Genomic DNA, 23173 nt, shown 5'->3' on the forward strand with positions numbered 1-23173 from the left:
ATATTAGAAAAATGAAAACACTCGCCGAAAAAGCCGTCGCCCTAAAGAAGAACATTTATAACACAAATGCCAAAACCGAAGAAAGGTATAGCAAGAGCGTCGCATTCACCTCTGCCAATCTAAAAAGATTTTTACCTCAAATTCCTTCTAAAGAGCATGAACAATTTTATCGTGATTGCCTCTATAATCAACATTTGTCCAGTTTGGAAGAATACGACATTGGTGCTATAGATGCAGTAGATGTGATCAACGAAACCTCTTTGCCTTCACTAGAGAACATCGATCAGCCACTGGTATTTGCAACCTATCACTTGGGATCATACAGAATTCTTAACTCCTACTTGACAAAGCTGGGCCTAAAGACTGCGCTGATCGTTGATGATGAGGTGTACAATGCCCAAGCAAATAAATTTCTCAACAGTTGGAAAAAAGTCGAAGGCCACTATAAAAATGGAAGTGACTTCGTGGTGCTCAATGCCGAGAAACGTACAGTGCTATTACAATTGATGAAACTTCTTAGAGACAATTACGTGTTGATCGTTTACCTGGATGGTAATACCGGTACCGGAAAAAGGCTAAGTGAGAACCCTAACCTGTTGAGCACAAATTTTTTAGGTCATGATATTTACACAAGAAAAGGTTTTGCTTATCTTAGTCATATAGTCAAGGCCAATATTGTAACGACGTTGAGTTATAGAGATAAAGGAACCACAAAACTTCACTTTTTCGAAGAGATCGAGTATGACCCTTCGGTATCGCGTGAAGCACATTGCCAGACCGTGGTGAAGAAATGCTATGACATCTTTCAATCGTATCTGCTCAAATATCCTCAGCAATGGGAAGGCTGGTTCTATATTCATAAATGGTTTGAAACCGACCTCCTAGAAGATCAAAGGGAAGATAGTAAACCGTCAATAGCGGTAAGGGGATTCAATAGTGAAGAATATGCCTTGTTCAAGTATTGTCTCAATGATTATTTTATATTGGATAAGAGTAATTATAAATCCATATTGATCACTAAGGGTATTTACGAAGCCTTAAAGAACAATCGATACAAACAGCTGGGAAAGAATGTTTTACAGCAATTAATGACCAATAATATCATCGTATGAGTTATCAACTTTTTAAAATGAGCTTCATGGCAATTTGCTTCACGAGTATTTCTTGTACTTCCACCCGTTCATTGAAGCTAGATAATCCCTATCGGGTAGATCTAGAAAGTGATGATATTGGTAAGGTAACCTTTTACATGGATTATGTGGAAGAGGAAGATGGGTTCGAGCTCTTTTCTCCTAAAAATACCGACAAAAAGCTATTTGGAAGCGCGAAGGCATTTTTGGGGCGCATTTTTGGGGCCAACATGCACAAAGGAAGCCTGCTTTATGTGAAGGGAGAAAGCCAAGGTGATCGAATTACTGGTACAGCGACATCTCCTCTTGGAATACTTGATTTCGAAGGGGAGCTTGTCGATGGTAATTTATCAGGTTCTTTAACCAGAAAGGGAAAGGATTATGCCAGTATTACCGGTAAGAGAGCGGTTACCATCACGGATATTAGGGATTATGATTTACTTGTGAATAAGGTATTGAAGGTCACAGAAGATAGGATCTATGACAAGAACATGGTACATCATCCAGATTGGAAAAAATTCAAGAAGAAATTGCTAAAGAAGACGGCAGATGTCAAAGACGATCTAGAGCTGGTGAGCTTATTTCATTACATGTCCAAAGAGCTGCCATTTTCGCACTACGCGTTACTCAACTACGACTTCACGCCAAAATTTGACTTGAAGGAGGTAACCTTAGAAGAATTGAATGAACGTACCGTCTTGCTTACAATTCCAAGTTTTAATACAGATGTGGATGCGCTAGACCAACTTCTTGATATGATCTATAAGAAGCAATATGAGAACCTCATTATCGATCTTAGAAAAAATACTGGTGGAAATATCGAATCCTCCTATTTGTTAGGTGCATTTTTGATAGAGCAACCCCTAGTTGCCGGTCATTTTTTAACACAAGATTGGTTTCAACAGCATCAAGGAGTCCCCAACAAGGATAACATCAAGGATCTGCGTATTTTGGATAAGGGAGACCTACAATTGCTTAGAGATGGCATCAACAATTCACAAGGGGTCACCTTGAAGATTCTTCCAGATGGACGGAAGTACAAGGGAAATGTTTTTATTTTAACAAGCAATAAGACCGCTAGTGCGGCCGAACCTTTGGTATTTGGTCTAAGAGAAACAAAATTGGCAACGGTCATCGGAGAAAATACTTCTGGTGCTATGCTTAGCGCTGAGGTGATCGAGATCGATGACGATTACAATTTGTTTTTGCCCATCGCCGATTATTTCACTGCTAGCGGAGTACGATTAGAAGGAAAAGGTGTAGCTCCAAATATTGCTGTAGATTCCAAGGAAGCCTTGGATATGGCATTGGAGGTTTCAAGGAAAACTACAAACTGATCCTTTTGGAGAATACGTATATTTACTGCGTATTAATCTTGCTTAGAAGTTAAGCGTATGAAAGTAAAAGGAATCCTCTTCAGCTTGATGTCGATCTTTGCTGTCGTAACCGTTGCACAAGAAACAATGTCAGAACTACCATATCATCAAATTCCCGATGCTCCCGAAAGCTACACGGCTGGAACCGTGGCAGCGCGCATGGTCGATGGTCTTGGCTTCAGATACTATTGGGCCACCGAAGGACTTAGAGAAAAGGATCTAGAATATAAGCCCAATAAAGAGTCGAGAACTACAGCACAAACGATAGACCATATTTACGGCTTGTCAAAGACCATCATCAATGCTACCCTGAAAAAGCCAAATATCAGCAGTGAGGAAAAGGAATTGTCATTTGAACAGAAACGAGCAGCTACTTTGAACAATTTCAAAAGAGCAGCCGATATCCTAAGAAGTAGCGATGATATTTCACAATATAACATGGTCTTTCAACAGGCAGATGGTCGTACGAGCGAATTTCCTTTCTGGAATCATATCAATGGCCCCATTGCCGATGCGATATGGCATTGTGGGCAGGTGGTGAGCTTTAGAAGGGCTTCTGGTAACCCGTTTAATTCTAAGGTGAGTCTATTAAGAGGTAGATTGAGACAATGATAGTTAAACTGGCAGAAGGGAATCTAAAGACCAAATACGGAGAGTATCGCGAAATCCTATATTACGATGGGCAAAAAGAGTCTTTTGCGCTCATTATGGGTGATATTGAAGGAGAGATGGACGTCCTGTGTCGGGTCCATTCTTCTTGCATCTTTGCGCACCATTTCAATAGTATCGAATGTGATTGCCGAGAGCAAATGGAAATTTCACAACAGCTCATTGAAAAAGAAGGCAAAGGTATCGTCATTTGGTTGGAGCAAGAGGGCAAGGGCAACGGGCATTATGCACTTTTAAAAAGTGTGGCCTACAAACGCCGAGGGATGCCGCAATCCGAAGCCTACGAGGCGGTTGGATTTAAGCGTGATGCGCGTGATTTCAGTGCTGCTGCAAAAATTCTGAACGACCTAAAAGTAGGCTCCGTACGTATGCTTACCAATAATGCCGATAAAACCAAATTGCTAACAGCTTTCGGAGTTGAAGTATCTGGAATTCAGTCTACTAAGTTATAAAACGATTTAGGTTCATTGCTCTTTAAGTAAATGGCCTCCCTTGATTTTTGTCGACAATATCGTACCTTACGATAAAAAATGTTGCGAAAAATTTCACTGGTCGCATTCTTAGCGTTATCGATTTCTTGCAGTAGCGATAACGAGGCTGATTTTGCCCCCATTCAAACAGGGACATTTCCTTTTGATCTGACCGTGCTGGCAACCGCCCCAAATCTGGATTCTAGGCTTCATCAATATCAGATACAATTGATCGAAGGACAAACAAGACCTTCGTCTGTAACTGATCTCACCGATGAATTGGGTCTGGACCTTGATCTTCGTGTGCAAGTGGAAGGTGCGGTAGTAACTTTCCATGATCTCATAGACTGTAAAGTTTGGAGAAAAAACGTGATCACCGATGAGCGCGCTGCATGGACGGATTTTTTTAATAACGATGGCGAATGTTTCTACAATCCGATCTTTATATCATCTCAAGAAAAACTACTCAATTTTCATGTGGACTGCCCAGATTCCTTTTATACAATAAATAGCTATGATACTCAAAGTGAGAATACTGCTGATATCGAAATCCCTCCTTTATATTTGCTTTTTGATGACATTTTTGTGGCCGGGGAATTTCTTTTTGTAAAATATGAGGATGATAACAGTGACCGTTGGCTCGACATCTATGATCTAGAGAATTCTCAGAAAGTGACCACTCTCGATATTAATACCTTTGACACCTACGCTACGTCGGGTGATAGATTGTATCTGATCGCTGGTGCGGGTGCCTACACCATCTTTAATATTCGAAATCGACAGGTGGAGGCCACTGTCGCAGATTCAAATCTGGGTTGGGTGTCTGGCTTTGCTCATGCCAATCTTCTGGGCAACAAAATGGCGACGGACGTCTTTTATCCACAACCCTCAAATTTGGTAAAGACACCGGCCATTTATGATTTTGGATCCAATAAGTTACGATCATTCGATCTACAGCAATTTCGAACTGTCCTTGCCGACGAATCGATCATTCTAGGTAGTGTCCACGATTATGTTGTTGATCTCGAAAGCGAGATAGTGGCGATTTCCTATAGCTATGGAGATGTTGGGGGTCTTCAAAAACATCGGTTGACCTTCGTTACATTTGATGGTGAGATCATTGCGAGTACGGCCTTAGAACAAACGCCTTATAGGTTGATCTCCAATTAACTGATATAATTCCAAATATTGCGGTGCTTGGCCATTTGTGCATAAGTATAGCGTATTACCTTGTTCGCTTCCTTTGAAAGGGATGGATCGTCTTTTAAGATCTTTAGCGCATAGTAACGTGCGGTCTTCAAAATGTCATTGTCCTTAACAATGTCTGCAATTTTCAGGTTCAGCACACCGCTTTGCTGCGTCCCCATAATATCACCCGGACCGCGAAGTTTTAGGTCCACCTCGGCAATTTCAAAACCGTCATTGGTACGGGTCATGGTTTCCAAACGTGTTTTAGAGTCATTGGTCAACTTATGGCTGGTCATTAAGATGCAATAACTTTGCTCGGCCCCGCGGCCAACACGACCACGTAGCTGATGTAACTGTGACAGCCCAAAGCGTTCCGCACTCTCGATGATCATTACCGAGGCGTTTGGCACATTGACGCCCACTTCGATCACTGTCGTCGCGACCATGATCTGTGTTTCACCTTTTACAAAGCGTTCCATCTCATAATCTTTGTCCGCGGCCTTCATCTTGCCATGAACGATGGAGATCTGATATTCGGGTTTCGGAAAATCGCGTTCAATGCTCTCATAGCCATCCATGAGATCTTTGTAATCCATTTTTTCAGACTCTTGGATCAAAGGGTAGACGATGTATACCTGTCTTCCTTTGGCAATCTCATCTCGTATAAATCGAAACACTTTCAAACGGTTACTGTCATACCGATGAACCGTCTTTATCGGTTTTCTACCTGGTGGTAATTCATCGATGATCGAAATATCAAGATCGCCATACAAACTCATTGCCAGTGTTCTTGGAATAGGAGTGGCGGTCATGACCAAAACATGTGGGGGAATCTCATTCTTTTCCCACAATTTGGCGCGCTGTGCAACACCAAAGCGATGCTGTTCGTCGATGATGGCCAATCCTAGATTAAAAAACTGTACCTTATCTTCTAGAACCGCATGAGTGCCGATCAAAATGTCCAATTCTCCATTTAGAAGCTGTTCGTGTATTACTTTGCGCTCTGCAGTTTTGGTAGACCCAGTGAGTAATTTCACGTTGACTCGTAGGTCATTGACAAGCGTTAAGATACTGTTATAGTGTTGTTGTGCCAATATCTCGGTAGGTGCCATTAAACAGGCCTGAAAATCATTATCGATGGCTAACAGCATGGTCATAAGGGCAACGATGGTTTTCCCAGAACCGACATCGCCCTGGAGCAATCGATTCATTTGGGCATTGCTTCCAAGGTCGTTACGGATCTCCTTGATGACACGCTTTTGTGCGTTGGTCAACTGAAAAGGGAGGTGCTGCTTGAAGAATTCATTGAAAAGATCGCCTACCTGATCAAAATTGAATCCCTTGATCTTGTGCTTTCTGGTAATGTTCTTTTGGATCAACTGCAGTTGAATATAAAAAAGCTCCTCAAATTTGAGCCTCCATTGTGCCTTTGCCAACAATTCTTGACTTTTAGGGAAATGTATATTTACAAGGGCCTCCGCCTTCGAAATAAGATTCAACTCTTTTAAAATATCTACTGAAAGCGTGTCGTAGAACCGGGCTTTTGTTTCAACGAAGAGTTGTTGCATCAATTTGTTCACTACGCGATTGTTGATGCCTTTATTGTTTAATTTTTCCGTAGAAGGATATATGGGCTGCATTGCCGAACGAAGACTTGCCTTGTGCTCGGAGAGCAACTCCATTTCGGGATGCGGCATGCTGAATTTCCCATTGAACCAATTGGCCTTTCCAAAGATGACATAGGGAGTGTTTAGTTTTATACTTTCTCTGATCCATTTGTGACCGCGAAACCATACCAATTCCATTTGCCCTGTATCATCGACGAACGTTGCTACCAGGCGCTTGCCGCGCTGCTGCTCTACCATCTTAAGATGCACCACTTTGCCCACGATCTGTACTTCGGAGCTGCTGCGTTGCAATTGCCCGATCTTGTAGTAATGGGTACGGTCCAGATATCGATTGGGAAAAAGGTTAAGAAGGTCTTGATAGGTGTGAATCCCAAGTTCGCTTCGTAAGAGGTCAGCCCTATTAGGGCCAACTCCTTTTAGGTAATCAATTGGTGTTTGAAGCGCTTCGGGATTCATTAAGGCAAATATAACAAAGCCAAGGTTTGCACTTTTAACAGAACGATAAATAAATTTGTCGTCACCGTGCTTGGTACATGTATTTTTTTACAATACAAAGTCGACTCTAAAGTTTAAGTAGAATGCTGATTTTCGCAAGGAGACTTTCAAAAAAATCCGTAATTTTACATTCCAAACACACAGCATGAGTCAAAAGGTTTTACTTAACTCAAAAGAAATCGACATCATCTTACACCGTTTGGCCTGCCAATTAATTGAAAACCATCTAGATTTTTCGAATTCAGTCTTAGTTGGTATCCAACCTAGAGGAGTTTTTTTGGCTGATCGCATTGCCAAGATCCTTAGAGAGGAATATAAGGTCACCGACCTGATCTTCGGGCATTTGGATATCACCTTCTATCGCGATGACTTCCGCAGAAATGAAAAACCCCTAGAGGCTAGTACCACCAAAATCGATTTTGTAGTGGAAGACAAAAGGGTAGTGTTCATAGACGATGTACTGTACACCGGTAGAAGCATCAGAGCTGCACTAACGGCAATCCAGTCATTCGGTAGGCCAAGCGAGATAGAATTACTAACGCTTATAGATAGACGCTTTAGCCGCCATTTGCCTATCCAACCCAACTACCGTGGTAGGCAGGTGGATGCGATAAATGATGAAAAGGTAAAGGTATCATGGTTAGAGAACGATGGAGAAGACATGGTGTATTTGGTAACTAAATAAACGAAAGTAAATGAGTGAGCTAAGTGTAAATCACTTATTAGGAATTAAATATCTTACCTCAGAGGATATTCAGCTGATCTTTGAGACAGCCGATCATTTCAAAGAGGTGATCAACCGACCGATCAAGAAAGTGCCATCGCTTAGAGATATTACGATAGCCAACCTATTTTTTGAGAACAGCACCCGAACCAAATTGTCTTTTGAATTGGCAGAAAAGCGTCTTTCTGCAGATGTGATCAATTTTTCGGCGTCGCAATCATCCGTAAAAAAAGGAGAAACGCTGATCGATACCGTGAATAACATTCTTTCGATGAAAGTGGATATGGTGGTAATGCGCCATCCCAACCCAGGAGCGGGTGTTTTCCTGTCCCATCATGTCAATGCAAGTATCATCAATGCAGGAGATGGTGCTCACGAGCATCCCACTCAGGCCCTTTTAGATTCCTATTCGATAAGAGAAACCCTCGGAGAGGTAACGGGTAAAAATGTTGTCATCGTCGGGGATATTTTACATTCACGGGTAGCTCTTTCAAATATCTTTGCATTACAAAAACAAGGCGCACATGTAAAAGTTTGTGGCCCCTTGACATTGATACCAAAACATATTGAAAAGTTGGGCGTAGGAGTAGAGACCAACTTAAAAAAAGCATTAGCGTGGTGCGACGTGGCCAATATGCTACGGGTGCAAAATGAGCGGATGGACATCAGTTATTTTCCATCCACAAGAGAATATACTCAACAGTTTGGGGTAAACAAGGCCTTATTGGACTCGTTGGACAAAGAGATCGTGATCATGCATCCAGGTCCCATTAATCGTGGTGTGGAGATCACCAGTGAGGTGGCGGATTCTAACCAGGCCATCATCTTGAACCAAGTTGAGAACGGTGTTGCCATTCGTATGGCTGTGATATATTTATTAGCGTCCAAAATTAAACAGTAACCACCATGATCTTTAGCAAACAGGGAAACACCAATGTGGTGACCCAAGAAACCGTATCCTTGATAGAATTCGTTAAAAAATTGAATGAGTCCTATCCTAAGTTAAAGTCAGATAATTTGATCTTGAATCTTTTTTCATTGAAAGATTTTACTGCCGATGACCTTTTAGAATTCTTAACGCTTTCTAACCAGCATAGAGCCAATGGGAGATCCTTTGTCATCGTAACCGATAAGGTAGGTGTCGACGACGTGCCAGATGAATTGATGGTCGTACCCAGTTTGCAAGAGGCACACGATGTGATCGAGATGGAAGAGATCGAACGAGATCTAGATTTTTAACACCATTTCGGATAGATTGGCTATTTAATGCTAAAATCGTTTATTTGTTCCTTATTAAGGTAATCTGATAAAAAGACGTGAAGCTTACTATCCTAGGATGTTATTCTGCAACCCCTCGAATCGATACACACCCAACCTCGCAGTTGTTGGAGGTCAATGGGCACATGTTTCTTATCGATTGCGGCGAAGGGACGCAGGTACAACTCCGTCGGTATAAAGTGAAATTTTCACGTATCAAGCATATTTTCATCTCTCACTTGCACGGTGATCATTTTTTTGGACTTGTCGGTTTGATATCTACATTTCAGTTGTTGGGTAGAGATACCGAATTACATGTCTATGGCCCCAAGGGCATAAAAGAGGCAATTACACTACAATTGAAACTGGGAAATTCGTGGACACCCTTCGCGCTGATCTTCCATGAGCTTACTTCAAAGAAGCCAGAGTTGATCTTTGAAGATGACAAGGTCACTGTGGAAACGATTCCTTTAGACCACCGGGTATATACGAATGGTTTTCTTTTCAAAGAAAAGGAAGGTGAGCGAAAATTGCTTATCGAGAAAGTACTAGAGGCAAATATCAATGTCGCCTATTATAACAAGTTGAAGCTGGGCTTCGATGTAGAAAATGAGGATGGTGTATTGATCGATCATACCAAGGTAACAATGCCACCACCACCACCCAAGAGTTATGCATTTTGTAGTGACACCACCTATAAACCAGACAATGCAGATCAATTAAAAGGTGTAAATGTTATCTATCACGAATCGACATTTTTAGAGAGCCACGCGCACCTATGTAAAAAAACCAAACATAGTACCGCCAAGCAGGCAGCGCAGATCGCAAAACTGGCCAAGGCCAAGGCGTTGATCCTTGGGCATTATTCCACACGATATAACGATCTGGAAGACTTCAGAAGGGAGGCCAAAGAAATCTTCGACAATGTGGCATTGGCCGAAGATGGAAAGGTTTTTGACTTCTGACCAATTTGAATGCCTTTCACTGTCGGAAATTGATGTCAGAATGCTTAACTTTATCTTCATGAATAATGATTTAAGCGATTACAGAAAATCCTACGAGAAAAGTGTGCTTACCGAAGCACAAATACCAGACAATCCGATGCAACTCTTTCAAACATGGTTCTATGAAGTTGAGGACTTTGGAGGCTTGGAGGAGGCCAATGCTATGACGGTGGCCACCCATGGTTTGGATGGCTTTCCAAAGAGCAGAGTGGTGTTGCTAAAAAAATACGATCACGAGGGTTTTATTTTCTACACCAATTATGAAAGTGAAAAGGGAAAGGCCATCAAAAACAATCCAAATGTTTGCCTGTCTTTTTTTTGGCACAATCTAGAGCGGCAGGTCATTATAAAGGGGAAGGCCGAAAAGGTGTCGCCCAACCTATCGGATGGCTATTTCGATTCCAGACCTGACGGAAGTAAATTGGGAGCAATTGTTTCCAACCAAAGCGAAGTCATCGAATCTAGAAAGGAACTTGAGGATAAACTCTTGGCATTGGAAAAGCAATACGAAGGCAAGGAGATACCTAGACCCAATTACTGGGGAGGTTATCTGGTACGACCGGTAGCGATAGAATTTTGGCAAGGTAGGCCCAACCGACTACATGATCGTATTCGTTATCAATTACAGGAGGATTTTGATTGGAAGATAGAGCGTCTAGCACCGTGATCACTTTAATTATACGATAATAATAAACCTACATGAAAACGCTTATTTTTGTTCGACATGGAAAATCCTCTTGGGAGTATAGCGTTCAAGATAAAGATCGCCCCTTAAAGGAGCGAGGTATTAATGATGCTTATTTGGTCGCCAGCGAGGCGGTAAAAAATGGCATCATGCCAGAGGCGGTCTTTGCTAGCTTTGCCAATCGGGCATTGCACACCTGTATCATCTTTTTGAGAACGCTTCAGTTTCCCATAGAAAAGCTGGTTGTTACTCCTGAGTTGTATGATTTTGGAGGGAGTAGTGTGCAAGCGTACATAGATAGCATAGATAATTCTATAGACACAGTGATGCTCTTTGGCCATAATCACGCCTTTACTTCTTTGGCAAATATGCTCGGTGACAAATACATCGAAAATGTACCTACAAGCGGTATGGTGGTCATCGATTTTGAAGTAAATTCGTGGAAAGATATCAAACAAGGGAAGACAAAACATTTTATGACACCTAAACAGCTCAAATGACAACAACCGCGGAAAAGGTAGAGAATAAGTATATCAATAGAGACCTAAGCTGGCTAGATTTTAATGCAAGAGTGCTTCAAGAGGCTGCCGATGTAAGTGTTCCGCTTATCGAAAGACTTCGGTTCTTAGGTATTTTCTCAAATAATCTGGATGAGTTTTTTAAAGTTAGATATGCAGCCATAAAACGCATTGCCCAAATGGGAAAAAGCGCTCGTGGTCAACTCGGAGGTATCAAGGCAAAGGATCTTTTGGATCAGATCACCAAAACCGTTATCCAGCAGCAGGAAACCAGTCTTAAGATCTTGGACACCATCAAACAGCAGTTAGAGAGCGAGAATATTTTTGTTGTCAATGAAAAGGAGGTTTCTCCGAGCCAAAGCGAATACGTCAGAAATTATTTCATCACCAAGGTAAGCCCGGCGTTGGTCACCATTATCCTTAATGACTTGGAAGAAGTGCCAATATTGAAGGACAGCGCGGCCTATCTAGCGGTAAAGATGGTGCTGAAACCAAAAGAGCGACAAGGTAGTTTGAGCAAGTTGTTGAGACCACCAGCTAAAGAGACCCGTTATGCACTCGTAGAGATCCCGAGGACGATAGAGCGTTTTGTGGTACTTCCAAAAGAAGGGGAAAAACAATATATCATCATTCTAGATGACCTTATTAGACACTGTCTGAACAGTATCTTTAATATATTCGATTATCAAGAGCTTTCCGCACATATGATAAAGATCACCAGAGATGCACAGCTAGACATCGATAGTGATCTTAGTAAAAGTTTTATCGAGAAGATCTCCGAGAGTGTGCGCGACCGTCGTATTGGAGACCCCGTTCGCTTTGTTTATGACAGCACGATCGAAAAAGATACGCTTCAGTATCTATTGAAAAAAATGGGAATCGATAGTACCGATAGTTTGATTCCGGGAGGGCGATACCACAATAGAAGGGATTATATGAACTTTCCGAGCCTGGGAAGAGAGGATCTCATGTATAAGACCTATCCACCTTTGCCAATCAAAGACTTGAGTCTCGATGGAAGTCTCTTCGAGAAAATTGCAGAAAAGGATTATCTACAATTTGCGCCCTATCACACCTTTTCGTATGTCGTTCGTTTTTTACGGGAGGCTGCCTTGGACCCCAAAGTAAAAAGTATCAAGCTTACCATATATCGTCTAGCGCGTGTTTCGCACGTGGCCAGTTCGTTGGTGAATGCCGTGAAGAATGGCAAGAAGGTGACGGTCCAAATAGAATTACAGGCTCGATTTGACGAAGCCGCCAACATCGAATATGCCGAGCAACTTCAAACGGAAGGTGTAAAACTCATTTTTGGTGTTCCGGGACTTAAAGTGCATAGTAAGACCTGTGTGATCGAACGCTGGAATAATGGAAAATTGAAACGATACGGATTTATAAGCACCGGAAATTTCAATGAATCAACTGCAAAGATTTATACCGATTATACCCTCTTTACCGCCAATCAAGAAATATTGAAAGAGGTGAATAAGGTCTTCAATTTCTTTGAGATCAACTACAAGGTGGCAAAATATAAACATCTGATCGTCTCGCCACATTATACGCGCCCCATGTTATACAAATTGATCGATGATGAGATAAAGAATGTCAAAGCAGGTAAACCGGCTTATATGAAGATCAAAGTGAATAGCCTCTCGGACTGGAAGATCGCGGATCGTTTGTATGCGGCGAGTAGGGCCGGAGTGAAAATTCAATTGATTGTCAGAGGGATCAATATCCTGATTCCAGGGGTGGAAGGAATGAGCGAGAACATTGAGGCTATAAGCATTGTAGATAAATTTTTAGAACACCCAAGATTATTTATTTTTGGCAACGGAGGAGATCCAAAGGTATATATTGGTTCGGCCGACCTGATGACCCGAAATATTGATAATAGGGTAGAGGTGACGACGCCTATCTATGACGCCGATATCAAGCAAGAATTGATAGACACCTTTGATATTGGTTGGAGTGATAACGTGAAAGCCCGTGTTTTCTCAATTGATCAGGATAATGCCTATCGTAAGAACGAGTTGATCAAAGTGCGTTCGCAATTTGCGACCTATGATTATTATTTGGCTAAGTTATCTAATTAAAAGTGTAGTTTTTTGAGTTTATCAATAAAGAAATATGCAGCAATCGATATTGGCTCCAATGCCATACGATTGTTGATATCCAATATTATAGAGGATCAAGGTAAAGAAACGCAATTCAAGAAAAGTTCTTTGGTAAGGGTGCCCATACGTTTGGGGGCTGACACTTTTACCGTAGGGCAGATCTCTGAAAGAAATGCATTGCGTATGATCGAGGCCATGCAGGCCTTCAAATTACTGATGAGTGTTCATGGAGTGGAAAAATATATGGCATGCGCCACCTCCGCGATGCGAGAAGCCAAGAATGGTGCCAAGGTGGTCGCTATGGTAGAGGAGACCACAGGTATCAACATCCAGGTGATCAACGGCAAACGGGAAGCTGCTATCATCGCATCGACAGATCTGCACCAACTCATAGAAAATGACAAGACCTATCTGTATGTAGATGTGGGTGGTGGTAGTACAGAATTCACGGTATTCTCCGAAGGGAAGATCGTTTTGTCCAGATCATTTAAAATAGGAACCGTACGATTATTGGATGGTTTGGTTTCTGAGACCATGTGGAAACAGATGGAGCTATGGGTAAAGGAAACACTTAAACCCTACAAGAGGGTTTCCTTGATAGGGTCTGGAGGAAATATCAATAAGATATTTAAGATGTCTGGACGCGAAATGGGAAAACCCTTATCGTACATCTATCTCAATGCACAATACCAATTCTTGCAAAGCCTCACCTATGAACAACGCGTCTCCGAATTGAGCTTGAATCCCGATAGGGCCGATGTGATCATTCCGGCAACAAGGATCTATCTATCCGCTGCCAAATGGAGTAGGGCCCAAAAGATCTATGTGCCCAAGATCGGACTCTCTGATGGAATCATCAAGACGCTCTATTTTGAGAAGAAGAATAAGAAAAAGAAGAAGTAACTGTGGCTACTTGACAAACTTTATGGTCTTACTTCCTTTTTCAGACTCGATCTTAAGGAAATATATTCCTTTAGAATACCCTGTAAGGCTTATGTTATCTGTGTTGAGAACACCTTTTACCAAGACCTGCCCTGCTGTAGATACTATCGTATAATTAAAGAAATCGTTTGGCAAATTGTCAAACAGCAATTGTTCCGTAGTATAGTCAATAACTATATTAACATTTAAAATTTCGGCACTTTTTGTTGAAAGTGTCTGTGTCCGCTTCAGAAGGATTGTCGAGGGTGTAGAAGAAACACGCATACTAGACATAAGAGAGATGAGTAAAGTGTCTTCTCCCTCTGCGGTTCTATCTATGTTGAACATCAGCTCATTTGGTGTTGTGCCTACCATCAGAATATCGAATAATGCAGTTTCAAACTCATCGGCAATGGGGCAGGGATCGTTGGTACTGTTCAAAGAATGCAATGGGAGCTGATAGGCATATGAATCTATTCTGTAAGTACCATTGAAATCGTTGCAAACTGAAACACCTTGAAGGTCATAAAACCTCGTTATTTCATTCACAGTTGCTTGAAAGGTGATGCTTGGATCGTGACCAGCAGGAGGAACTATATTCGTTCCTACAGCGTTCGTTACTTGATGAATATACCATCGGCCGAAGAGCGTCGGGCCAGTTAACGGATCCCTAGATAACACAGCAAAATCCCCATCCGGGTTGGTGACTGTTAATGTGGTGCCGCTGATTGAATAATTGCATGAGTTACTGTCCAAGATATTCAATACGTACGGTTCTTCAAAAATATCTCTATCGTCTAAACATGATTCAATAGGAAGAAAGGAAAACAGACCAAATCCTAAGGTGCCAGTTGCTGTACCATTTGTATTAGTGGCGTATGTGAAGCACTCTGAGCCTCCATCCACGCGATAGCTATCTGAAACACTTTCGTAGGAGAACCTTAACGAAGGGCTAAAGTTTTGAAAGGCCTCAGGCGCATTCACCAAAGAACCAGATAGGCTATAATAATGTAAATACCAATCTCCAAGTAAGGCATCATCTTGAGAGAAGGAATGAATAGGGATTGAAAATAAGAATGATAAAAAAATTACTCGCATGATAAAAAATGCTGCGTTCAATCAAATATATAGTAAGTTTTCCTAATGATTCAAATTGAGCCAAGCATTGTTGGTACTTTACTCAATCAAAAATCAAAAATCGTTATTGCAATCACCCATGCATTGTCTCCTTCTTGCCCAAATTGCTCATCAATTCGGCCTCATAGGTAAGGAGGTCTTGCCATTTCTGGTTCACTTCATCTAAGTTCTCACCATATTTGCGAGCAAATGTTAAGAACATCGTATAGTGATTGGCCTCGCTCACCATCAAATTTCTATAGAAAGTCGCCAATTCTTGGTCGGCGATATTTTCAGAAAGCAATCGAAAACGCTCACAACTCCGAGCTTCGATAAGTGCTGCATATAGCAGCTTATGGACCAAATGGGTAGTTCGGCTGCCACCTTTGGGGAAGAATTTCATCAATTCAATGACATACGCGTCCTTGCGTTCTCTGCCCAAGGTCCATCCTCTTTTGACGATATGGTCATGTACCAATTTGAAGTGTGACATCTCTTCCTTCACCAAGGCGATCATTTCTTGGACGAGTTCGGTCTTTTCAGGAAAACCGATGATCAGCGAGATAGCAGTACTTGCCGCTTTCTGCTCGCAGTAGGCATGGTCCGTAAGGATCTCTTCGATATTCTTTTCTACGATATTTACCCAACGAGGATCGGTGGGAAGTTTTAAGCCAAGCATGAATCAATTGTTTTGACAAAAGTAGTTTAAAATGATGATCCGAAAAAAAGGTGGAGGCGTTAGAGGTCCAGATCGAATTCCTTTCGCAATTTATCGATCAGCGGATTCTTTTCGCGTAGTTTTTCGTATTTCTCCAATGGGGTGAAGGCATATTTCTTCGTGGCCTCTTCATTGACTTCGATAACGAGCGTTACATCATAGTTTTGGAGTTCTTTTCGAATATGTTCCATCAGTGGATATTGCGCCCGCTCCAATTCGACCTTCATAGTGTCGTTGGGAAGTGAGAGATGGATCTCTGTCTCTTTCTTAAGAACAGGAGTATCGACCTCTAGGATCGAGGCCATGATCTTTTCTCCTTTTTGATGAACCTTCTCTACATAGCTGGCCCAGGCTTTTCGCATCGTGTCTTCCGTAAATGCTTCTGTTGGAAGCACCTCCTGTTTCTTCTCTTGGGCATCTAATTTTTCTTGATGGGCCTGTTTAGCCTTGATACTGGAAAGCGACAATCCAGACACTCTTTTTCCAGGAACTTTGATGTCTAGCTTTACGGGTGCCGTTACTGGTTTTTCAATAACAGCGGTGGTTTCTGAAACCGATGGATCTGCCACAAGCGGCGCTTCGACCACAGTTTCACTCTCGGATCGCGATGGTGGTCGTTCTTCTTTTTCAGGGAGTGTGACCTTAATACCTTGCTTTCCAACGTGGGAGGCAGGAATTATGAAGGACTTGCTATTTTTTTTTTCTCCATCAAAAGTGATAGAGGCCAACTGCATTAGACATAACTCCACTAGCAACCGCTGATTCTTGCTGGTTTTGTACTTAAAGTCACATTCGTTGGCAAGGGCAATCCCTTTCATCAAAAATGGCAAGGACGTTTTTTGCGACTGCTCCAAGTATTTTTGTTGCGTGCTCTCACCAACTTCCAATAATGGGATGGTCGCTTCGTTCTTACAGACCATCAGGTCCCTAAAATGACTGGCCAAGCCCGCGATAAAGTGATGCCCGTCGAAACCCTTTGCCAAAGTGTCATTAAAATCGATCAATAGCTGAGGGATATTGTTCTCAAGGATAAGCTCGGTCGCTTTGAAAAAAGTCTCATAATCGAGCACGTTCAAGTTTTCAGTCACGGCAGCTCTAGTAAGATTCTTTCCAGAGAAGCTCACAACGCGATCGAATATCGACAGCGCATCGCGCATGGCACCATCGGCCTTTTGGGCAATGATATGCAAAGCATCGTCCTCGGCTTCCACACCTTGACTTTCTGCAATGTATTTTAAATATTCTTTGGCGTCCTTGACGGTAATTCTTTTAAAGTCGAATATCTGGCAACGAGAAAGGATCGTCGGAATGATCTTGTGCTTCTCGGTCGTTGCCAATATAAATATGGCATGCTTCGGAGGTTCCTCCAAGGTTTTCAAAAAAGCATTGAAGGCCGCCGCAGACAACATATGCACCTCGTCTATAATGTACACCTTGTATTTCCCAACCTGTGGAGGGATACGTACCTGGTCGATGAGGTTTCTTATATCATCGACGGAGTTGTTGGACGCAGCATCGAGTTCAAAGATGTTAAAAGCAAAATCTTCATCGGGATGCTCGGTCCCGTCTTGATTGATCTTTTTAGCCAAAATTCTGGCACAGGTAGTCTTACCCACACCACGCGGTCCACAAAACAATAATCCTTGGGCCAAGTGATTGCTGGCTATGGCATGCTCCAAAGTATTTGTTATAGCCTGCTGCCCCACAACATCTTTGAATGTTTGGGGTCGATATTTACGGGCAGATACTACAAAATGTTCCACAGACAGTGCGTTATCGTATATAGACAAAGTTAAAAATTGAATTAAAAACAGCTATAAAAATGCGAAGAATTGATACAGGAGTTATCAACAAGAGGGAAGTCTACTTTTTCAAGACCACGGAATTTCTGAGGTATATCTCTGATAGTCAACCACAATATTCGAAGGTTCACATGGTTTTTCTAGGCGTTCACAAAGTTTTGGCTTGATTGTTGTTTCTTTTCTTTATGTTTGCCCGCTTTGCGAATGCATAAGTAATTACATTCTTAATACGTGTTTAGAACGTATATCATAATAGGAACTGGTTGAGCGATTTGTTTGTGATGATTCAGATGCTCCAATCTTCCATGAAAGTCGGTGCGGTGGTATCGACTTTCTTTTTTTATATAAAATTTTGAAAGTACAAATTACGTACTTTTGCAGACCAGCAGGCCACCTTATCGCTTCCCTGAGTGATCAGGGGGGAGGAAAGTCCGGACACCGTAGTGCAGCATAGCGGGTAACGCCCGTCACTCCGAGTACTCGGGGGAGGACCAGTGCAACAGAAAGGATGTACAGTTCGGCTGTAGTGAAATCAGGTAAACTCTATGCGGTGCAACGCCATGTAAACCCACATTTGAGGGTTGCACGCCCAAGGTGGGAGGGTAGGCGGTTAGAGGTAATGAGTAATTGTTATCCTAGATAAATGATAAGGCTCGACAGAATCCGGCTTATGGCCTGCTTATTTTACTGAGACAGCAAATCCTTGTGCCGTACATGTTGCGGTATGTGATTTGCGCGGTCGAACCTGCCCGTCCGCAGGCGGTTTCACCCTGATGGAGGTCTGGGTCTGCCTTATCCTTTACCTCGTCTTTGATACCAGATGCTACCACTTGGAGAATAGTTCTATTTTTCTTCTCGCTTTAAAACGGAAGCTTTCCCAGATCCACATTTCCACCCGAAAGTATAATGCCAACTTTTTTTCCTTTAAAAGATGTCCTTTCACGAAGGAGTGCTGCAAAAGGAACTGCGCATGAGGGTTCGATGATGATCTTCATCCGTTCCCAGATCAGTCGCATGGCCTCGATGATCTCTTGCTCTTCTACACGAATGATGCGATCGACATATTTTTGAATGATCGGGAAATTGATATCGCCGAGTTGCGTCTTTAATCCGTCGGCAATGGTGTTGGTCGTTTCATTGAACTCGATCTTTCCGCTTTTTAGCGATCTGTAGGCGTCATCTACCTCAAAAGGCTCACCACCGATGGTCTTACAATCATTTCCAAAGAAATGGGCCGCTAGGGCCGAGCCAGCAATGAGTCCGCCACCACCGACTGGGGTAAAAATATTATCTAGATTGGGTTGATCTTCTAATAATTCCTGCGCCGCGGTACCTTGACCAAGGATCACATCAAGATCATTGGATGGATGGATAAAGGTGGCGCCATATTTTTCTACGATTTTTTTGGCTGCCTTTTCTCTGGCTGTTAAGGTGGGTTCGCATTCTATGATCTGTCCGCCATATCCTTTCACCGCATCTTTTTTTACTTGTGGTGCGTTATTAGGCATAACGATATACGCGTCAACACCTAAGGACCTGGCCGCGAGAGATAATGCTTGTGCAAAATTTCCTGAAGAATGCGTTACAACTCCTCGCTGTTGTTGTTCTTTGGTCAATCGACTGATGGCATGTGCTGCTCCACGCATTTTAAAAGCACCCATCCGCTGAAAGTTCTCACATTTAAAGAAAAGTTCAGCACCAGAGATCTCGTTCAGTAAGCGCGAAGTCAATACTGGGGTTCTGTGAATATGTTCGGCAATCCGCTGATGACAATCCAGTAGATCCTGTTTTTGAAGAGCTTTCATGGGCAAAAGTTACGGATTCCATTCAAAAAAACTAAACACGCTACCGCCATATTTCTTCGCAAAGCTGAACTTCGGGAGTTCGGAAAGATCGGTGTGCTTGCTATGTTCAATGATAAGATATCCTTCGGCTCCCAAAAGCTTATTTTCAAAGACAAGTTTTGGGATCCTTGCAAACTGATCGTGTTCAAAATCGTAAGGGGGGTCCGCAAAAATGATATCGACCTCCAACTTGGCCTTTTCTAAAAACTTAAAAACATCACTCTTTATCGCTCTGATGTTCAACTCAAGCATTTGCGCCGTTTTACCTATATATTGAATGCAACCGGCATTGCTGTCCACACAGGTGATGTTTTCGGTACCGCGACTACCAAATTCGTAGCTGATGTTTCCGGTGCCGGCGAAAAGGTCCAACAACGCCACCTCGTCAAAATAGAAGTCATTGTTAAGAATGTTGAAAAGGGCCTCTTTGGCAAAATCGGTCGTTGGCCTCACAGGAAGTTTCTTTGGGGCGATCAGTCGTTTGCCTTTATATTTTCCCGAAATGATACGCATTATAAATTATTGATCAGGGTATAATGGTCATATCCTCTAACCTGCTTGAGATGCTCGTCGATAGAATAGCGGTCGTTTCGATTTCCGAATTGTACATGTCGGATATAGGTATAGGCCAGTTTGTAGCGTTCGTCTTCTTCGTCGATATCTCCCAAAAAGTATAGTGGTAATTCCTCGGTATTTAATGCCAGCTGTTCAATGGTGAAGAGCAAATAATAAATAAAGTCTTCTTTTGTTTCACAGGTAAAGGAATTATAGAAGTTCAATTTTTTCCCTTTGATCACTATGATCTCGAACTGCTTGCTTTGGATATTCACATACATGGCCGAATGGTCAAAATTGGTGCTCTTGGTCAATACGTTTGCCACTAATATGGTCGCGAAATGCTTGTATTCAAATTCGCCAAAGCAGTCTACAAAATAATTGTTCAAATTCATATAAGGGACATAAACGTTTACCATGTCGTTATTGGGGACAATGTCGAAGGTAATGTAGTCGTTTATGAGGATCTTATTGTTGAACTTGATATAGTCTGCCAACTTTTTGTCATTGAAAAGCGCTTTAGGGACAAAGGTCGCCAGTTCATTCACATAGGAAACGGCCACATGTTGGAAGGATTGATCGAGTAGCTTAGCGTCTTCGAAGATCTCGGATACTTTATTCTGCAGCTTTTCCAAATGTGTCGTCTTATCGAATGGATGATGCTGTAGATCAACGATCGTTTGGGTCGTCGTATCCAGAATACAAAAAGAAAGTCCATTCAAACCAACTTGAATGGACAATTTCTTTAATGTACTATCTATATTATTGCTCGTCTGCTGAGTCATAGGTCGATGGCCAGTTTCCGTTGGTGCTAACTTCTGTTAACGAACCTACGATGATCTCGGGTCCATTGACACCTTCAACAGAAACTAAGGCATTCTCTTGCGCCAATAAGGTCTTGTTTTGGTCGTATAGAATAACATCTTTTTTCACTTTGGCTTCAAATACCGGCAGTGTAAATCCACTTTTTTCCACGGTACCTGCTTTCATAGTGAATTTCTCGTTGTTCTGAGCAAAAGGAACATCCATCATATTCTTATAACGGTTGTCCTCGCCAAACAAAGAGTCTTTTACCGGAACAAATCCAAGGGTGTCTATGATAACGATCTCATTCAGTCTGTCAATTCCGTATGCTTCGTCAAAAGCCATGTAGCTGGAATCTCTACGCTGCGTGATCGTAAATTTTGCAGTATCAATGAAAGTTACCAATGAGTTGAAATCATTTGCGTATTTTCCGGTGACAGTCTTATAAGCAACCTGTGAATCTCTAATATCTTTTAATTTATCGATCACCTTGGCAAATCTTGCCTCTTTGGTTTTATTAAATTCAATAGGACCGTTGATTGACTTGTAGATCATGTATCCGAAAAATGCACTTAATGCCCACAGAACAATTTGTATTGCTATTTTCATTGGTTATGAATAAATTTATTTGACGTTATATAGCAAATCTACAATTTTTTTTTATTTGCCGAAGTTTTTAAGGGAAAATTGATATGTATCTTTGAGGCCAATAAATCATATATGGACGCCAGTTCTTTCTATAAGTTGCTTGTAGCGAAATTTCCTTTTCAGCCAACACAAACACAAGATATTGTATTGCAGCAGCTTGCTGAATTTTTATTTGCCAAAGAGCCCAATCGATTATTTCTCTTGAAAGGATATGCCGGTACTGGAAAGACGACCATCATCGGGGCATTGGTTCAGCATTTATGGCATACAAAAATGAAGTCGGTTTTATTGGCCCCCACCGGGCGTGCGGCCAAGGTGATCACCAGTTATTCTTCAAGGACAGCGTTTACAATTCATAAGAAGATCTATTTCCCGCGAAAAGAAAAAGGAGGAGGTGTAAAATTTGTATTGCAGCCCAACAAGCACAGAAATACCGTCTTTATTGTTGATGAGGCTTCAATGATCCCCGATGCACCCTCGGATTCAAAGTTATTTGAAAACGGATCGTTGCTGGACGACCTAATGATGTATGTGTATTCTGGCAACAATTGCAAGTTGATACTGATCGGTGATACTGCCCAGTTACCTCCCGTGAAGTTAGACATGAGCCCAGCATTGGATGAGGATCGTCTTTCGCTCAACTATAACAAGGATGTGACAAAAATAGAAATGGATGAAGTAATGAGGCAGGCAGAAGGCTCAGGAATCCTTATGAACGCCACCTCCCTTCGCGAACAACTAGAAGAAGGTTTCTATGAGGATTTCAAATTTGAGATCAACGGTTTTTCGGATATAGAAAGATTGGTCGACGGACATGACGTTCAAAATGCCCTGATGGGATCCTACGAAGCGAATGGAAATGAAGATACGGCGATCATCGTACGTTCTAACAAACGCGCCAACCTATTCAATCAACAAATTAGAAGCCGCATACTCTTTAACGATAACGAGTTATCTACAGGCGATTATTTAATGGTGGTGAAAAATAATTATTTCTGGCTCAAAGAGACTTCTGAAGCTGGCTTTATCGCCAATGGTGACATTATCGAAGTAATGGAGATCTTTGCGATCAAAGAGCTTTACGGGTTTCGTTTCGCGGAGGTCAAAGTGCGAATGGTGGATTACCCAAATCAACGCCCTTTTGAAACCGTGCTGCTTCTAGACACGATCATGGCAGAGACTCCTTCGCTTTCCTATGAGGACGGCAACCGCCTGTATCAAGAGGTTTTACAGGACTATGCCGATGAGCGTGCCAACTATAAACGATTTCTTAAAGTGAAGAACAACAAATTTTTTAATGCACTACAAGTGAAGTTTTCCTATGCAATCACTTGCCATAAATCTCAGGGAGGGCAATGGAATACCGTATTCATCGAGCAACCATACCTTCCAAACGGGCCAGACAAGGATTACCTGCGATGGTTGTACACGGCAGTGACCAGGGCTAAAGACAAATTATACCTGATTGGTTTTAAAGATGATGCTTTTGTTACCCATTAAAAATCGTAAC

The 23173-nt window shown here is 42.0% G+C and carries 22 protein-coding genes and 1 other RNA gene; 15 read left to right on the forward strand and 8 right to left on the reverse strand.

Annotation, left to right across the window (positions count from 1 at the left end; all coding sequences use genetic code 11):
• Positions 1–11: 11 nt before the first annotated feature.
• From ACFQ1M_RS04730 to ACFQ1M_RS04750, 5 genes are all read left to right on the forward strand, one after another.
• Positions 12–1112 carry an LpxL/LpxP family acyltransferase gene (locus tag ACFQ1M_RS04730; RefSeq protein WP_386404639.1) on the forward strand — a complete coding sequence of 367 codons (1101 nt, stop codon included), beginning with the start codon at positions 12–14 and terminating at the stop codon, positions 1110–1112.
• 26 nt (positions 1113–1138) lie between these two features.
• Positions 1139–2467, forward strand: coding sequence for a S41 family peptidase (locus ACFQ1M_RS04735; protein ID WP_386404642.1), 1329 nt, complete (start codon positions 1139–1141; stop codon positions 2465–2467).
• Positions 2468–2524: 57 nt separating this feature from the next.
• The gene (locus ACFQ1M_RS04740; protein WP_386404645.1) at positions 2525–3118 is read left to right on the forward strand and encodes a hypothetical protein; all 594 of its coding nucleotides are present in this window, start codon (positions 2525–2527) and stop codon (positions 3116–3118) included.
• Positions 3115–3627: a GTP cyclohydrolase gene (locus tag ACFQ1M_RS04745; protein WP_386404648.1), complete on the forward strand. Its 513-nt coding sequence runs from the start codon at positions 3115–3117 to the stop codon at positions 3625–3627. The genes ACFQ1M_RS04740 and ACFQ1M_RS04745 overlap by 4 nt, the downstream gene beginning before the upstream one ends.
• A 78-nt stretch (positions 3628–3705) precedes the next feature.
• The gene (locus ACFQ1M_RS04750) at positions 3706–4815 is read left to right on the forward strand and encodes a hypothetical protein (RefSeq protein WP_386404651.1); all 1110 of its coding nucleotides are present in this window, start codon (positions 3706–3708) and stop codon (positions 4813–4815) included.
• On the opposite strand, the gene recG is transcribed toward ACFQ1M_RS04750, so the two are convergent.
• Positions 4812–6917, reverse strand: a complete 2106-nt coding sequence (recG, locus tag ACFQ1M_RS04755) for an ATP-dependent DNA helicase RecG (RefSeq protein WP_386404654.1) — start codon at positions 6915–6917, stop codon at positions 4812–4814. The two genes, ACFQ1M_RS04750 and recG, sit on opposite strands and share 4 nt — an antisense overlap.
• Before the next feature lie 184 nt (positions 6918–7101).
• On the opposite strand from recG, the gene pyrR reads away from it, so the two are divergent.
• The 8 genes from pyrR to ACFQ1M_RS04795 all read left to right on the forward strand — a co-directional run bounded on the left by pyrR (position 7102) and on the right by ACFQ1M_RS04795 (position 14158).
• Positions 7102–7641, forward strand: coding sequence for a bifunctional pyr operon transcriptional regulator/uracil phosphoribosyltransferase PyrR (gene pyrR, locus ACFQ1M_RS04760; protein WP_386404657.1), 540 nt, complete (start codon positions 7102–7104; stop codon positions 7639–7641).
• 10 nt (positions 7642–7651) lie between these two features.
• Positions 7652–8581 carry an aspartate carbamoyltransferase catalytic subunit gene (locus ACFQ1M_RS04765; RefSeq protein WP_386404660.1) on the forward strand — a complete coding sequence of 310 codons (930 nt, stop codon included), beginning with the start codon at positions 7652–7654 and terminating at the stop codon, positions 8579–8581.
• A gap of 5 nt (positions 8582–8586) precedes the next feature.
• Positions 8587–8919 (forward strand): ribonuclease Z, encoded by a 333-nt coding sequence (locus ACFQ1M_RS04770; RefSeq protein ID WP_386404663.1) that lies wholly within the window; start codon positions 8587–8589, stop codon positions 8917–8919.
• Between the two features lie 77 nt (positions 8920–8996).
• Positions 8997–9902 (forward strand): ribonuclease Z, encoded by a 906-nt coding sequence (locus ACFQ1M_RS04775; RefSeq protein WP_386404666.1) that lies wholly within the window; start codon positions 8997–8999, stop codon positions 9900–9902.
• Positions 9903–9960: 58 nt separating this feature from the next.
• The gene (pdxH, locus tag ACFQ1M_RS04780; RefSeq protein WP_386404669.1) at positions 9961–10608 is read left to right on the forward strand and encodes a pyridoxamine 5'-phosphate oxidase; all 648 of its coding nucleotides are present in this window, start codon (positions 9961–9963) and stop codon (positions 10606–10608) included.
• Positions 10609–10640: 32 nt separating this feature from the next.
• On the forward strand, positions 10641–11126 hold the full coding sequence (locus ACFQ1M_RS04785) for a SixA phosphatase family protein (protein WP_386404672.1): 486 nt from the start codon (positions 10641–10643) through the stop codon (positions 11124–11126).
• Positions 11123–13234 carry a polyphosphate kinase 1 gene (gene ppk1, locus ACFQ1M_RS04790; protein ID WP_386404674.1) on the forward strand — a complete coding sequence of 704 codons (2112 nt, stop codon included), beginning with the start codon at positions 11123–11125 and terminating at the stop codon, positions 13232–13234. Before ACFQ1M_RS04785 ends, ppk1 begins: the two co-directional genes overlap by 4 nt.
• A 12-nt stretch (positions 13235–13246) precedes the next feature.
• On the forward strand, positions 13247–14158 hold the full coding sequence (locus ACFQ1M_RS04795) for a Ppx/GppA phosphatase family protein (protein WP_386404676.1): 912 nt from the start codon (positions 13247–13249) through the stop codon (positions 14156–14158).
• Between the two features lie 6 nt (positions 14159–14164).
• On the opposite strand, the gene ACFQ1M_RS04800 is transcribed toward ACFQ1M_RS04795, so the two are convergent.
• From ACFQ1M_RS04800 to ACFQ1M_RS04810, 3 genes are all read right to left on the reverse strand, one after another.
• The gene (locus ACFQ1M_RS04800; protein ID WP_386404679.1) at positions 14165–15274 is read right to left on the reverse strand and encodes a T9SS type A sorting domain-containing protein; all 1110 of its coding nucleotides are present in this window, start codon (positions 15272–15274) and stop codon (positions 14165–14167) included.
• Positions 15275–15386: 112 nt separating this feature from the next.
• Positions 15387–15971, reverse strand: a complete 585-nt coding sequence (miaE, locus tag ACFQ1M_RS04805) for a tRNA-(ms[2]io[6]A)-hydroxylase (RefSeq protein ID WP_386404682.1) — start codon at positions 15969–15971, stop codon at positions 15387–15389.
• Between the two features lie 59 nt (positions 15972–16030).
• Positions 16031–17773: a DNA polymerase III subunit gamma/tau gene (locus ACFQ1M_RS04810; protein WP_386407059.1), complete on the reverse strand. Its 1743-nt coding sequence runs from the start codon at positions 17771–17773 to the stop codon at positions 16031–16033.
• Between the two features lie 421 nt (positions 17774–18194).
• Between ACFQ1M_RS04810 and rnpB the strand changes: the two genes are divergently transcribed.
• Positions 18195–18498, forward strand: an RNA gene (rnpB, locus tag ACFQ1M_RS04815) — RNase P RNA component class A.
• Between the two features lie 174 nt (positions 18499–18672).
• On the opposite strand, the gene ACFQ1M_RS04820 is transcribed toward rnpB, so the two are convergent.
• From ACFQ1M_RS04820 to ACFQ1M_RS04835, 4 genes are read right to left on the reverse strand one after another with little or no spacing between them, the layout of a single operon-like run.
• Complete coding sequence (locus ACFQ1M_RS04820) at positions 18673–19617, reverse strand: threonine ammonia-lyase (protein ID WP_386404685.1); 945 nt, start codon at positions 19615–19617, stop codon at positions 18673–18675.
• 9 nt (positions 19618–19626) lie between these two features.
• The gene (rsmD, locus tag ACFQ1M_RS04825) at positions 19627–20169 is read right to left on the reverse strand and encodes a 16S rRNA (guanine(966)-N(2))-methyltransferase RsmD (RefSeq protein ID WP_386404688.1); all 543 of its coding nucleotides are present in this window, start codon (positions 20167–20169) and stop codon (positions 19627–19629) included.
• A complete protein-coding gene (locus tag ACFQ1M_RS04830) occupies positions 20169–20996 on the reverse strand; it encodes a DUF3822 family protein (protein ID WP_386404691.1) in 828 nt (275 codons plus the stop codon). Before ACFQ1M_RS04830 ends, rsmD begins: the two co-directional genes overlap by 1 nt.
• Complete coding sequence (locus ACFQ1M_RS04835) at positions 20974–21624, reverse strand: hypothetical protein (protein ID WP_386404694.1); 651 nt, start codon at positions 21622–21624, stop codon at positions 20974–20976. The genes ACFQ1M_RS04830 and ACFQ1M_RS04835 overlap by 23 nt, the downstream gene beginning before the upstream one ends.
• A gap of 111 nt (positions 21625–21735) precedes the next feature.
• Here ACFQ1M_RS04835 and ACFQ1M_RS04840 point away from each other — a divergent pair, with 111 nt between their 5' ends.
• A complete protein-coding gene (locus tag ACFQ1M_RS04840) occupies positions 21736–23163 on the forward strand; it encodes an ATP-dependent DNA helicase (protein ID WP_386404697.1) in 1428 nt (475 codons plus the stop codon).
• Positions 23164–23173: the final 10 nt, after the last annotated feature.

The sequence above is a fragment of the Sungkyunkwania multivorans genome, assembly GCF_042675645.1.
Classification (GTDB): Bacteria; Bacteroidota; Bacteroidia; order Flavobacteriales; family Flavobacteriaceae; genus Sungkyunkwania; species Sungkyunkwania multivorans.